Source organism: Myxococcus dinghuensis, from assembly GCF_024198235.1.
GTDB lineage: Bacteria > Myxococcota > Myxococcia > Myxococcales > Myxococcaceae > Myxococcus > Myxococcus dinghuensis.
The window spans coordinates 106,627-120,354 of sequence record NZ_JAKCFB010000023.1 but is presented as its reverse complement, the minus strand read 5'-3'; the positions used below and the strand labels follow the sequence as shown (position 1 = coordinate 120,354).

The 13,728-nt window shown below is 73.0% G+C and carries 8 protein-coding genes; 4 read left to right on the top strand and 4 right to left on the bottom strand.

From position 1 onward, the window contains the following. The first annotated feature begins 38 nt into the window (after window positions 1–38). Window positions 39–554, top strand: coding sequence for a hypothetical protein (locus tag LZ198_RS27060; RefSeq protein ID WP_253974956.1), 516 nt, complete (start codon window positions 39–41; stop codon window positions 552–554). 51 nt (window positions 555–605) lie between these two features. On the opposite strand, the gene LZ198_RS27055 is transcribed toward LZ198_RS27060, so the two are convergent. Continuing rightward, on the bottom strand, window positions 606–1,040 hold the full coding sequence (locus tag LZ198_RS27055) for a DUF6209 family protein (RefSeq protein WP_253974955.1): 435 nt from the start codon (window positions 1,038–1,040) through the stop codon (window positions 606–608). Window positions 1,041–1,188: 148 nt separating this feature from the next. Between LZ198_RS27055 and LZ198_RS27050 the strand changes: the two genes are divergently transcribed. Next, window positions 1,189–2,328 carry an App1 family protein gene (locus LZ198_RS27050; RefSeq protein WP_253974954.1) on the top strand — a complete coding sequence of 380 codons (1,140 nt, stop codon included), beginning with the start codon at window positions 1,189–1,191 and terminating at the stop codon, window positions 2,326–2,328. 337 nt (window positions 2,329–2,665) lie between these two features. On the opposite strand, the gene LZ198_RS27045 is transcribed toward LZ198_RS27050, so the two are convergent. The 3 genes from LZ198_RS27045 to ppk1 form a co-directional block, all read right to left on the bottom strand. Beyond that, window positions 2,666–5,488 carry a glycosyltransferase gene (locus tag LZ198_RS27045; RefSeq protein WP_253974953.1) on the bottom strand — a complete coding sequence of 941 codons (2,823 nt, stop codon included), beginning with the start codon at window positions 5,486–5,488 and terminating at the stop codon, window positions 2,666–2,668. 36 nt (window positions 5,489–5,524) lie between these two features. After that, window positions 5,525–8,218, bottom strand: coding sequence for a glycosyltransferase (locus tag LZ198_RS27040; RefSeq protein WP_253974952.1), 2,694 nt, complete (start codon window positions 8,216–8,218; stop codon window positions 5,525–5,527). Between the two features lie 138 nt (window positions 8,219–8,356). Continuing rightward, entirely contained in the window at window positions 8,357–10,516 is a 2,160-nt protein-coding gene (gene ppk1, locus LZ198_RS27035; RefSeq protein WP_253974951.1) for a polyphosphate kinase 1, read from the bottom strand. A gap of 183 nt (window positions 10,517–10,699) precedes the next feature. Between ppk1 and LZ198_RS27030 the strand changes: the two genes are divergently transcribed. After that, on the top strand, window positions 10,700–11,221 hold the full coding sequence (locus LZ198_RS27030; protein ID WP_253974950.1) for a hypothetical protein: 522 nt from the start codon (window positions 10,700–10,702) through the stop codon (window positions 11,219–11,221). Window positions 11,222–11,342: 121 nt separating this feature from the next. After that, window positions 11,343–13,613, top strand: coding sequence for an ATP-binding protein (locus LZ198_RS27025; protein ID WP_323382922.1), 2,271 nt, complete (start codon window positions 11,343–11,345; stop codon window positions 13,611–13,613). The last annotated feature ends 115 nt before the right edge of the window (window positions 13,614–13,728 follow it).

The window sequence follows — 13,728 nt, the reverse complement described above, 5'->3', positions numbered from 1 at the left end:
GCGCCCGCGTCCGGGGGCGCGCACGGGAGGACACGGTCATGGGAGATCCACGCAACCCGAAGCGGGCCGACGAGCCCTGGAACCCGCGGCGCCTCTTCGTCGGCGAGGCGGAGGTGCGCGCGCTCGCGCCGTGGGTGACGGTGTCCGGAGGCTGGGCCTGGCACTTCATGGCCCCACCCCATGTCGAGCTGAAGCGCTTCCACGACCACAAGGACGTGGACCTCTTCGTGGAGCCCCCGCGCTTCCCGGAGCTCGTCCCGGTGCTCATCGCGCGCGGCTTCCACCGCGTCTGGACGCGCTTCGACGCCACGTCCACCCACTTCCACCGGTACGCGCGCCACGACGCGGACGGCAAGGTCCTCCTCGACGTGTTCGTGCGCCGCGTGCCTGCCGTGGAGGTCCAGGGCGTGCGCGTGGTGGAGCCGTCCACGCTGCTCACCTTCTACGGCGACCTCCACGGCACGGAGGGTCGCGAGTCCGTCCTCGCCGCGCGGGACCTGCTCGCCCGGGGCATCAGCCCCGTGGGTCGTGGGGAGCTGGTGGGACGGCGGTGACCAGCGCCGGGAGGGCATGGACCTCGCGCCATGTCCCCCGGCGGCCTTCCGTCACTGCACGTCGAAGTGGAAGTTGTTGCCGAAGTTCGAGTCCCACGCCTGGCATCCCCAGCGGCTGGTGTTCTCGAACCAGACGGCCAGGTCACCGCGCGTGGTGAGCGGAATCGAGGGCGCGGGCGGGTTGGGCGTGGAGGAGAAGCCCGCCACCCAGAAGCTCTGCACCGGGCCGTCGTTGAACTGGTAGTGGCCCGTCACCGTCCACCCCGGCGTGGTGGCGTTGATGTCGCCCCGGCACTGCGTGAGGCGATTCACGTCGTACACCACGCTCGCGGTGGCCCCATGGGGCAGGGGGTTGGACGACGCGAAGACGTTCCAGCCCTGGGATGGACCCTGGAACGTGAGGCTGGGGGTGGCCTGCGACACCGCCACGGAGGCGGTGAGCAGCGCGACGGCGGACAGCAACCAGCGGACATGGCGACGGGACACGGCGGGACTCCGGGTCGAGAGGGAACGACACCTGGGATACGGGGAGACGAGCCTGCGCGGGCCGTGGCCGCCTTTCACGCGGCTTTGCCCCGCCAGACGGCCTGGAGTCTTCTACAGTCGCTTCCCCCCACTCCTTACGCTCCGCGCCATGTCCGACCTCCGACCTTCCTTCTACCGACTGGCTGTCCGCGTCGACGCCACCTACGACGCGATGAGCCGGCGGTTGCGTCGGTCGCTGGGCATCGCGCCTCCGCTGCGCATCCTCCCCTACCGGGGCTATGGCACGGCCACGCAGGCCGTCATCAAGGCGCGCGTGCTGGAGGACCGGAACATCCTCCCGCAGCAGCGGCGCCACACGCTGCTGAGCAGCGCCGTCGCCTCCTACAAGCGGTACATGACGCGTGAAGTCCCCGGCGCCCACGTCGCCGTGCGCTGGGGGGACAAGCGCTGGGAGGGCACCACCGACGAGGAGGGCTTCCTGGAGCTGTGGGTGGCGCCGCCGGAGGGGGTGCGCTCCGGCTGGCACATGGTGGAGCTGGAGCTGCTGTCCCCGGAGCCGGAGGGCGTGCCGCGCGTGGCGGCCCCGGTGCGGGTGGCCGGACCCAACGCGGAGTACGGCGTCATCAGCGACATCGACGACACCGTCATCGTCACCGGCGTGACGGACCTGCTCCAGCGCGCCTGGGCCCTGTTCCTCACCGAGCACCGCGTGCGCCTGCCCTTCCCGGGCGTGGACGCCTTCTACGCGGCGCTCCAGGCCGGCAGCGGCGGCGGCGCGGACAACCCCATCTTCTACGTGTCCAGCAGCCCGTGGAACCTCTACGAGCACCTCGACGAGTTCCTCGCCCTGCACAAGATTCCCACCGGGCCCCTGCTGCTGCGCGACTGGGGCCTGTCCAGCCAGGGCTTCGCGCCCGGCGGCGGCCACGGCCACAAGCTGGAGAAGATGCGCGGGCTGCTCACCAACCTGGAGCACCTGCCCTTCATCCTCATCGGCGACAGCGGACAGGAGGACGCCGAGCACTACCGCACCATCGTCCGCGAGTTCCCCGGCCGCGTGCTGTGCGTCTACATCCGCAACGTCCCCGGCCACCCCCGCCGCGCCCGCGAGCTGGCCCTCATCGCCGAGGACATCCGCGCCGCCGGCAGCCAGCTGCTCGCCGTGGACGACACGACCAGCGCCGCCCGCCACGCCGCCCGCTCCGGGTGGATCCAATGGAAGGAGGTCCTCGAAGTGGAGGCCCACCGCCGCGAAGACCTCCCTCCCCGGGGACCCGACGCCGAGTAGGGAATTGTAAACAACCAATTCGGCCAGTACGGAAAAATCACGACCGGGCTTGAATCCAGGCCTTCAGTTGTGGCACAGGCGCGCCCGATTCACTGGTTGTCCCTGTTTCCACACCCCCCTGAAGGAAGCGAGTGGCACGTGGCCCCCTGGTGCATTGGATTCTGTGGGCGCTCCCCGCGCTGGCGCTGGGCGCGCGCGGGTCGTCGGGCGCGGAGGTCGTCGTCGATGTGGTGCCCGGTGCGGGCGCGGCGGCGGTCCGGCCTCCGCCGGCTCCATCCCCGGGGGTTGAGCCTGTGGACGGTGAGGCCCTCGTCGGTCCGTTGAGGCGCGGGGGCGCTCAGGGCGCCGCGCGGCGCAGCGGCTGGCGCTGGGGCTCCGGGAAGAGCAGCTCCAGCGTCTCGCGGGCGTAGCGCTCGCGGCCGTAGTAGGTGCTGGCCTGGCGCATCCGGTCGGCGCGGACGCGGACCTGCTCGGGGTCGGCGAGCATCTGCTCCAGCGCGGCCACGTAGTCGGCGGCCTCGGACTGCCGGTGGATGTGCCAGCCCAGCTCCGCGGGCAGCACGTCGGGGATGGACGTGTTCGGGACGGAGGCCACCACGGGGAGGCCCGCGGCCATGGCCTCGTAGACGACGAGCGGGATGCCCTCGTAGCGCGACGTCATCATCAAGCAGTCGGCGGCCCGGTACTGGGGCACCGGGTCGTTCACCGCCGCCTGGAGCGTCACCACGTTGGCGAGCTGGTGTTCGGCGATGAAGGCGCGCAGCGCGGGCTCCTCCGGGCCGCTGCCCACCAGGTGGAAGCCCAGCGTGTCCGCGCCGTGCCGCTCCTTCCAGAGCCGGGCCACGCGCAGGCACATGAGCGGGTCCTTCTCCTCCGCCAGCCGTCCCAGCCACAGCACCCGCGGGCGCGCGCCGGGAGTGAACCGGGGGCGGTGGGCGGCGCCGAAGCGCTCCGTGTCCACGCCCAGCGGCACGAGCCGCAGCTTGGTGGGGGAGACGAAGACCTCCTCGGTGAAGCGCGTCATCGTCTCCCGGCTGATGCAGGCGTAGGCGTCGATGAAGTCGTCGTAGCGCTGCGCGGAGTAGGGGCAGTGGCCGAACCACTCGCCCTTGATGGGGTCCCACGGGAAGGTGTGGGCCTGGGAGATGAGGCGCAGCGCCGGGTGCCGCTCGCGCAGGAGCGGCATCGCGTCGAAGCCCTCCTTGCTGTTGGCCACCAGGATGGCGCCCACGTCCAGCCGCTCCACCAGCTCCGAGACGAAGCCGCTCGCGTCGCGCGGGGGCCGGCCGTCCACGCTGAACACGCCGTCCACGCACGCGAGCACCTCGTTCGCCCACGCCATGGGCACGGAGCGCGCGTCGCTGATGGTGGCGACGACGTAGCGCCGCTGCCGGGGCGCGATGCGGCGCAGCCCCTGGAGCAGGTCCACCACCGCGCGCTCGACGCCGCCGTGGATGAGCCACGACACCAGGATGAGCAGCGCGGGCGCGTTCGTCCCCGCCAGCGGGGTCTCCTCGAAGCGGGGCCCCTGGTGGAGCCCGCGGTAGAGGGAGTTGCGGTGCCGCGAGACCCGCAGGCGCCAGGGGGCGAAGGGGCCCTCGCGCGTGCCCCGCGAATCCAGGGGGGACCGTCTCCACGCGGAGGCGGAGGGCGGCGCGGCCTCTCCCAGCCACTGGGCGCGCAGCCGCCGCGCGGAGGAGGACGACAGCAGCTTGTCGTGCGCGTCCACGCCGATGGCCCCGCGCAGGAGCTTGCTGGCGCCCCGGCCCATCAGCGAGAAGCTCTCGCGCAGCATGCGCTTGCGCTCGGTGAGCGCGGGGGCGCCGTGCGCGCGCCCGTGGACCGGCTCCGGCGGCAGGGGACAAGGCTCGCCCTCGCCCACCTCGCGGGTGGGGCCCACCACCAGGTAGCGGATGCCGCCGGGGGCCTGCTGGCGCAGGGCCCAATCCAGGTCCTCGAGCAACCCGTCGTCGGTGCGCGACAGGGGCGGGCCCTCCAGCAGGCGCAGCGGATCCACCGCGAAGCCCACGCAGCGCATGCCCGTGTCGCGGACCTCGTGCTCCCTGGCGAGGAAGCCCGGGTACGCCTCGCCGGCGTCCGCGGTGAGCAGCCACACGAGCGGCGGGCGCCCGTCCTCCAGCACCCGCGCCAGCTTCTCCAGCAGGAAGACGTCCGCACCGAGCGCCGCGCCGAGCGCCTCGTCGTCCACGCTCACCAGCATCCGCGCGAAGTCCGGGCCCGGACGCTGGAAGGCGGCGAAGCCTCCCTCGCGACAGACGCGGTCGGACTCGTCCACCACCTGGAAGTCGCGCAGCGTCTGCCGCTCCAGCGCCGGGCGCAGCCGCGGGCTGGTGGCGGCGATGGCCAGGTAGGGGTCGTGGCGGCGCTTGAGCTGGGTGAGCCGCTCCGCGTCGTCGTAGAGGGCGGCGCGCTCGTGGTGGAGCTGCTCGATGATTTGCGCGCGCCGGGCGTTCGACTCCGCCACCATGCTGTGGCCCCAGCGGCGGTAGCGGAAGACGACGCGCTCCAGGGGGCGCGCCACGTGTCCCCGCTCCACGCACGCGTGCAGGAAGAACTCCCAGTCCTCGTACCCCTGCCGCATCCGCTCGTTGTAGAAGACGCCCCCGTCGAAGACGGTCCGCCGGATGGCGGAGCTGCAGATGAGGTCGTTGCCCCAGAGCATCCGCCACGGGTTGAAGGGCGGGGGCTCCCAGAGCAGGTCCTCGTGGCCGAAGTGGGTGAGGTCCGGGTACCAGACATCCACCTCCGGCGAGCCGAGGATGGCCCGCGTATAGGTGGCCACCGCCTCCGGCATCAGCATGTCGTCCGCGTCCAGCGGGAGGAGCCAGTCGCCGGTGGCGGCGCGGATGCCGGTGTTGCGCGCGCCGGACAGGCCGCGGTTCTCCTGGCGGATGAGCCGCACCCCGTCCACGCACAGCTCCTGCATCCGCCGCACGGAGAACGCGTCCGTGGAGCCGTCGTCCACGACGATGACTTCGTGCGGGGCGAGCGTCTGGGCGCGCAGGCTCGACAGGCACTCGGCCAGGAAGGCGCCCTGGTTGAAGCAGGGGATGACGACGCTGATGCGGGGCGCCGCGGCGGCGGGCCCTTCACGGCCCCCCGGACCCTGGGGGGCGTCCTGGATGGGTTTCACGGTCATGACTCGTGTGGCTTTCCGCTCGAGGGAGACGGCGCGCTAGCGCATCGATTGGAGGGTCGTCGGCGTCAACAGGTCCAGCAGTTGACGCGTCGCGGGCGCCCATTCCGTGGAGGGCGCGCGTGCCCCCTCGGCCTCCACGCGCGGGGTCTCCCGGACATCCATCAGGTACTCCAGCGCCCGGACGTAGTCGACGGCGCGGGCGGGGTTCTCCAGCACCCAGGCCAGCCGGGCCGTCAGCTCCGGCGACATGCCCGGCCCCTGGGACGAGGCGATGACGGGCACGCCCCGGGCCAGCGCCTCCAGCACCAGCAGCCCCTGCTCCGGCGGGGGCGTGGGGAGGACGAGGCCGTCCGTGTCCCGCAGGAGCGACGCCCACGCCTCCGGGCTCTCCGTCCGCCACGACACCCGCTCCACCATCCGCTTCGACCCGGGCGCGGGGAGCACCCCGCTCCGCTCCTCCTCGGGCGTGACGAGGGTGAAGCGCGGGCCCTCGTCCGGGTGGCGGTGGTGCCACAGCCGCAGCAGCTCCTGGAGGAGCGCGAGCGCGCCGTCGTCGACCGTCGGCGTGTACCAGAGCAGGCGCGGCGCCGAGCCCGACGCCGCGGCGCGCCGGATGCCCACGCGCGGGGCCTCCACCACGGGGGGCACCACGTGGAGCTTGGACTCGGACACGTAGAAGTCGCGCGCCAACTGCTCGGCGGTGAGCCGCGTGGTGACGGCGTACGCGTCCAGCAGGTTGTTGAAGTGCCCGGCCGCGTGCGCGCACGGCGACACGGGGCCGCCTCGTGTCCGGGGGTCCTGGAGGCCGTGCGACTGCGCGACGAGCCGCAGCCGGCGCGGCAGCTTGCGCAGGGCGGGAATCGCGTCGTAGCCGATGCGGCTGTCGGCGATGAGCACCGCGCCCACGCCCAGCAGCGAGGCCAGCCGGGCCACGTCGTCCGGCGTGGGGTGGGCGGTGAGCGACGGCAGGCACCAGGCGCTCGCCACGTGCGGCAGCAGCTCCGGCGCCAGCGCGTCGCCCTCGCCCTCCTCGCGGGTGACGAGCACGTGCAGCCGCCTGCGTGGCTCCGTCCGCGCCAGCGCTCGCACGAGCCGCGCGCGGGACCGGCCCACGGGGTCGCTCGCCAGCGACGGGAGGATGACGAGCACCGCGTCGGCCTCCGGCGGGAGCGCGGGCGCGAAGCGCGGGGGCTGCTGGAATGCCCACCGGCGCAGCTCCTCGGCGCGCGGCTCCTCCAGCTCCTCCTCGGAGAGGGGCCCCGGCCAGGAGGGGCCCTGTTCGGAAGGGGAGCGCAGCGGTGCGGGGCGCGTGCCTTCCGCCAGCCGCTCGCGCAGCGCGTCGCCCAGGCGCGAGTGTCGCAGCCTCGAGTGGATGTCGGGGCTCAGCGTGGCCTGGGTCAGCCGCGCCGCGCTCTTGCCCAACAGCCGCATGCCCAGCAGCAGGTGCGCCTGACGCTCGGCGTTCGAGGAGGCCGCGGCGGCGGACGTCGTCGCCGTCGGCCGCGGGAAGGGCTCGGACGGGAGCAGGTCCACGTCGTCGTCCGGAGTCGGGGCGTGGGTGCCCACCACCCGCGTGAGGGTGGCCCGTGGCGCCAGCCGCTCCACGTGCCGCACCAGGTCCGCGAGCGGCTGGTCTGCGTGGCGGGGGAGGGTGGGCGCGGACGCCAGGACCTGGGGGGACACGCAGACGCCCACGCAGCGCACGGACCGCGCGAGCGCCGCGTCGCCGGTGAGCCGCGCGCCGGGCCACGCCGGGTCGGACGTCGTCACCAGCCAGACCAGCGCCGCCGGATGGTGGTGGAGCGTGCGCGCCAGCTTCTCCAGCAGGAAGCCATCCTCGCGGGCCGCCCGCGCCAGCGCCGCGTCGTCCAGGCTCACCAGCACCCGGGCGCAGGGCACGTCGTGGAACACGGACAGGCCCTCCTCGCCCAGGGCCCGTCCCGCGTCGTCCACCACGCGGAAGTCCTGGAAGCGCTGGTCCTCCAGCGCGTGCGCCAGGTCCTGGGTCCGCGTCGCCACGCCCAGGTAGGGCGCGTGCTGGCGCTTCAGGCGGGTCAGGGCCTCCGCGTCCTGGAAGACGGGGTGCTCGCGTTGGAGCGTCTCCGCCAGCGCCGCGCGGGCCCGCCGGGCGTCGTGCCGGTCATGGCCCCACACGCGGTGGCACAGGGCGGTGGCCTCCAGGTCCCTCACCGTGAAGCCGTGCGCCACGCACGCGCGGATGAGCGGCTCCCAGGCCCCGCCCAGGCCCGCCTCGAACACGGCGCGGCGCACCGCGGCGCCGTCGTGCTCCGGGGGCTCCCACAACAGCCGCCACGGGTTGAAGCGAGGGCGTCGCCGCGGACCCATCTCCAGGCCCAGGAACTCCGCGTCCGCCAGCCACACGTCCACGTCGGGCGCGCCGTCGATGGCGTGGGCGTAGCGCTCCAGCGCGTCCGGTGGGAGCAGGTCCAGCGTGGACAGCGTCACCACCCACTCGCCTCCGGGCGCGAGGAGGCCCGCGTCGCGCGCGCCCGCGAGGCCCCGGTGCTCCTGTCGCAGCAGGCGCACGCCGTCCACGCACTGCTCCTCCAGCGCGCGCAGGGTGAACGCGTCGGTGGAGCCGTCGTCGACGACGAGGACCTCCAGGGGCTTCAGCGTCTGGGCGCGGAGGCTGCGCAGGCACGCGGCGAGGAAGGTGCCCTGGTCGAAGCAGGACACGACGACGCTGAAGCAGGGTGGCGAGGCCGGCATCGGAGGAGCGACGCTGTTACCTCACCCCGTTCGAAGTCCGCAAGCCGCGCTGGCCGCGCCGCCGGCCGCGGCCTTCGCTCGTGCCCGCTTGAATCCCAAACCAATCTGGGCGTTCTGGGTAGTCGTGTTGCCCGCCCCTCAAGGGAGCGGGCGTGTCCCCGGGAACTGGGCGAGGCGGGTGCTGCGCTCCATCAGCTCGCCCTGGGCCCAGCGCTTCTCCGCTCCCGAGGCGGGCGTCAGGCGGCGCCAGGTGCCGTCGGCCTGCAGCTCCCACGCGTGGGTGTTGTCCGCCAGGCTGCGCTCCAGCGCGTCGCGCACCTGCGTGGCCAGGGCGGGGTCCTCCACCGGGGCGAGGATCTCCACGCGGTGGTCCAGGTTGCGCGGCATCAGGTCCGCGGACCCGATGTAGCAACGCAGCTCCGTGCCGCGCTCGAAGATGTAGACGCGCGCGTGCTCCAGGAAGCGGCCCAGCGTGGACACGACGCGGATGTTCTCCGACACGCCGGGGACGCCCGGGCGCAGGCAGCAGATGCCCCGGACGTTGAGCTCCACCTTCACGCCCGCGCGGGACGCGTCGTAGAGGGCGCGGATGATGCCCGGGTCCACCAGCGCGTTCATCTTCATCTGGATGCGCGCGGGGCGCTCCAGCGTGTGCGCGACGACGGTGCGCTTGATGTGCTCCAGCAACCCCTCGCGCATGGTGAGCGGCGCCACCAGCAGCTTGCGGAACGACTTCGGCCGGCCGAACCCGGTGAGGTAGTTGAACAGGTCCGCCACGTCCGCGCCGATGTCCGGGTCCGTGGTGAACAGGCCCATGTCCGTGTAGAGGCGCGCCGTCTTCGGGTTGTAGTTGCCCGTGCCGATGTGCACGTAGTGCCGCACCCGCTCGCCCTCGCGCCGGACGATGAGGATGGCCTTGGCGTGGGTCTTCAGCGACGGGATGCCGTACACGACGTGCACGCCCGCCTCTTCCAGCGCGTTGGCCCACTTGATGTTGGTGCGCTCGTCGAAGCGCGCCTTGAGCTCCACCATGCACACCGCCTGCTTGCCGTTCTCCGTGGCGGTGATGAGCGCGGGCACCAGGGGCGAGCTGTCGGACGTGCGGTAGACGGTCTGCTTGATGGCGAGCACGTCCGGGTCCGCCACGGCCTCCGTGACGAAGCGCTCCACGGACGTGGCGAAGGACTCGTAGGGGTGGTGGACGAGCAAATCCCCGCGCCGCATCGCCGCCATCACCGTGCCCCCGTCCGGCGAGTCCGTCTCCGGGCGCAGCCGGGGCTGGGTGACGGGTGTCCACGGCGGGTCCTTCAGCTCCGGGAAGCCCGGCGCGAAGGCGATGGCCTGCACGTCCCCCAGGCCCAGCAGGCCCTGCTCCTCGTACACCTGCCGCGGCTCCAGCCCCAGCGCCTCCACCAGCGGCTCGAGCAGCTTGGGGCTCATCCCCGCCTGCACCTCCAGGCGGATGACGTCGCCGAAGCGGCGCTGGCGCAGCTCCGTCTCCACCGCCTTGAGCAGGTCCTCCGCGTCCTCGGACACGGTGAAGTCCGCGTCGCGGGTGACGCGGAACAGGCTCCAGCTCAGCACCTCCATGCCCGGGAACAGGTCGCCCAGGTGCTGCGCGATGACCTCCTCCAGCGGCACGAAGACGTTGCCCTTGAGCGGCAGGAAGCGCGGCAACAGCTCCTTGGGCACCTTCACCCGCGCCACGCTCTCCTCGCCCGCCTCCGGGTCCTTCAGGAGCACCGCCAGGCTGAGCGACAGGTTGGAGATGTACGGGAAGTGCCGGCCCAGGCCGATGGCCAGCGGCGTGAGCACGGGGAAGATCTGCTCGCGGAAGCGCTGGTCCACCTGGGCGCGCTGCTCGGGGTCCAGCTCCTTCGCGGTGAGGATGCGCAGGCCCTTCTCCGCGAGCGCCGGGCGCAGCAGCTTCTCGAAGATGGCGCTGTGGCGATTGCTCTGCTCGAAGATGCCCTCGTGCAGCTTGTCGAGCGTCGCGCTGGGGGAGGCCCCGTCCGGCACCAGCCGCGCCACCCCACCCCGCACCTGCTCGTGCAGGCGCGCCACCCGAATCATGAAGAACTCGTCCAGGTTGCGCGCGTAGATGGCCACGAACTTCAGCCGCTCGAGCAGCGGCTCGTCCGGGGATTCGGCCAGTTGGAGGACCCGGTCGTTGAACGCCAGCCAGGACAGCTCGCGGTTGAAGAAGAGGCCTTCATCCATCTCCACCCCCGCCGGCAGGACATCTCGCTCCAAGGGCTTCTGGGTGACGCTGCGTCCCGCGGCGCCTCGCTTCGCCATCTTGCACGACTCCTGGTTGCCTACCCCGGAGGGGGATGTAGCAGGCTGGCTTTCGTGCGTTTGTGAACTCGCATGTCACGAAAGCAAGCCGGGCAGCCGCCCATCTAAGTCCTGTGGAGGCGCCGGGCAGGCGGGATGTGGGGGCATGCGTGGAGTTTCTTGCATCCGCGCTGTTGGAACGGCATGTCAGTCGACGTGAGCCAGACAGAGAACCTCCCGGGCGCCCCCCCGGCCGCCGACCCGTCCGACCCGCGCAACCTCTTCACCGCCTTCCAGGCGGGGGGGAGCCGCCTGCCCCGGGGCCGGTGGACCCTGGCCCTGGTGACGGCGCTGTTCCCGGTGGTGCTCGGCGTGGGGGTGTGGACGTTGATCCGCGAGGACTCCACGACCTTCCGCGTGCTCACGCCGCACGGCATCAAGTCCGTCCACGGGGGCATGACGACGGAGCAGGTGGTGGCGCTGCTGGGCAAGCCCATGACGCGCGAGCGCGACGCGGGCGGCGCGGACTGCTACCGCTACGGCCAGCCCTCCATGGAGAAGGAGTTCTTCCTCGTCTACGCCGTCTGCTACGAGAGCGGGAAGCTGCGGGACGTGAAGATGCAGAAGTACTCCGCCTGGTCGGTGGATCCCGAGCAGGGCACCTTCGATGCCCCGGGCGGCGCTCCCCCGGCGGCCTCCCCGTCGTCCACGGCCGGCTCCCGCTAGCCCCCGCTGACGGGTGGTGGACGGGAAGGGGCCTCGCGGCCGGGGCTGCTGACGCGCGGTGGGTGGACCCACATTGTGCGCGGGGCGGTGCCGGCGGGGCCGGAGGAGGGGGGATGGCGGAGTGGGGCGTCGGTGGACGTTCGCGCGGCGCATGGTGGCCGGCTTCGTCGCGTCCCTGCTCGTGGCGCTGGGGCTGACGGCCGCGTCGGCGGTGGTGTTGGGGTTGATCCGCTCCAGCCACAAGGAGAACCTGCTCGAGCTGTCGCGCGACCTGCTGGAGGTGGAGCGGCTGCGCCGGGCCTTCAGCGACAAGGTGGGCAGCGGCCGGGGCTACGCGCTGTCGAGGGACCCGCGCTTCTCCCGGGAGATGGCCGCCTCGCGCGAGGACTTCATCGCCACCCGCGAGCGGCTGACGCCGCGCCTGGCCGTGGAGCCGGAGGCCTCCCAGCTGCGCGACGCCGCGCGCGCGGAGCAGGACCACGAGCAGGCCGTGCGGCAGCTCCTGGTGTTCCGTTCGGACGGCCTGCCCCGGGACCGGAAGGAGGCGCTCGCCGAGGAGCGCGTGGACGTCACGCGGCTGCGGACCTTCACCGCGCTCCAGCAGCTGTCGGCGACCGCCGAGGCGCGCCTGGCCGTGGGTGTCCAGTCGGCGGTGGACGCCGACCAGCGCGTGCTGGTGCTGACGCTCGTGACGTCCGGGCTGGGCCTGGGGCTGGCGGGCACGCTGGCGTGGGTGCTCTTGCGACGGCTGGCGCCGCTGCACGCGAAGGCGGCGGACAGCACCCGCCGCTTCCAACTGCTGGTGGAGGGCGTGCGGGACTACGCGCTGCTGCTGCTGGACGAACAGGGGCGGGTGGCGAGCTGGAACCCGGGGGCCACCCGCATCACCGGCTACCAGGAGGAGGAGGCCCTGGGCGCGCCGCTGGAGCGCTTCTATCCGCCGGAGGCGGTGGCCCGGGGGGTGCCGGAGCAGGAGCTGGAGCGGGCGCGGCGCGACGGGCGGCTGCGCACGGAGGGGTGGCGCGCGCGAAAGGACGGCACCCTCTTCTTCGCGGAGGCCCTCATCAACACGCTGCTCGACGACGAGGGGCGCGTGCGGGGCTTCGCGGAGGTGACGCGCGACATCACCGAGCGCCAGCGCGTCGAGCGCACCCAGCGGCTGCTGGCGGAGGCCGGCCGCCTGTTCCAGCAACTGCTGGAGCCGGAGCAGACGGTGGCGGAGCTGGCGCGGATGATGGTCCCGGAGGTGGCGGACGCGTGCATCCTGTACGTGATGACGCCCTCCGGCGAGCTGCGGCCCCGGGTGGTGAAGCACGCGGTGCCCCAGAAGCAGGTCTGGCTGTGGGACGCGGTGCGGGACTACGCCCCGCCGGACACACCGCAGGGCATCTGGCAGGTGCTGCGCACCGGGCGCTCCGAGTGGACGGAGGATGTGTCGCCGCAGATGCTGGCGCGGGACATCGAGGACACCACGCACCGCAAGCAGATGGAGCGCGTGGGCGTGTCCTCCTATCTCGCGGTGCCGCTCCAGGTGGGGCCTCGCGCCCAGGGGGTGCTGGTGCTGTTGATGTCGTCCCCCCGGCGGCGGCTGACCCTGGCGGACCAGGTCTTCGTGGAGGAGCTGGCGGGGCGCGCGGCGCTGGCCCTGGACAACGCGCGGCTGGTGCGCGAGGCGCGCGACGCGGTGGAGCTCATCGGCGTGGCGGCGCACGACCTGGGCAACCCGCTCAACACGCTCCACCTGCTGCTGCGCAGGCTGCGGCGCGAGGACGCGACACCGGAGAAGGTGCGCGAGGGGCTGTCGCTCGCGATGAAGCAGACGCAGCGGCTGGGGCAGTTGCTGCTCAACCTGCTGGACGTGTCGTGGCTGTCGTCGGAGCGGCTGGTGCTGGACGTGTCGCCCGTGGACCTCGCGGACCTGGTGCACGAGGTGGTGGAGCGCTTCTCCGAGCAGGCCCACGAGAACGGCTGCAAGCTCGTGCTCGACGCGGAGCTGGGGCTGGTGGGCCAGTGGGACCGGCTGCGCCTGGACCGCGTGGTGACGAACCTGCTCTCCAACGCGCTGAAGTTCGGCCGGGGCCATCCGGTGGAGGTGCGCGCGGAGCGCTCCGGTCCCGCGGGCGCGCGCGTGGTGGTGCGGGACTTCGGGCCGGGCATCGCCCCGGAGTCGCAGCGGCGCATCTTCGAGCGCTTCGAACAGGTGCCCTCCGCCGGACGGCACGCGGGCTTCGGACTGGGGCTCTACATCGTGCGGCAGTTGGTGGACGCGCACGGCGGCACCATCCACGTGGAGAGCATGCCCGGCGAGGGCTCCACGTTCACCGTGGAGCTGCCGCTCCTGCCGCTGGGCACCCGGGTGGGCACGACGCCCGCGCCCGTGCCCTCCACCTGACGCCGCGCGCGTGGCCGGGGCCCGGCGACGCGCCCACCCGGCCGTCGCCGTGAAACGCACTCCAGGCTGGTCGTGGAGGGTGCCAGTCATTGCGGAGGAATGTATCAGCCGCGTC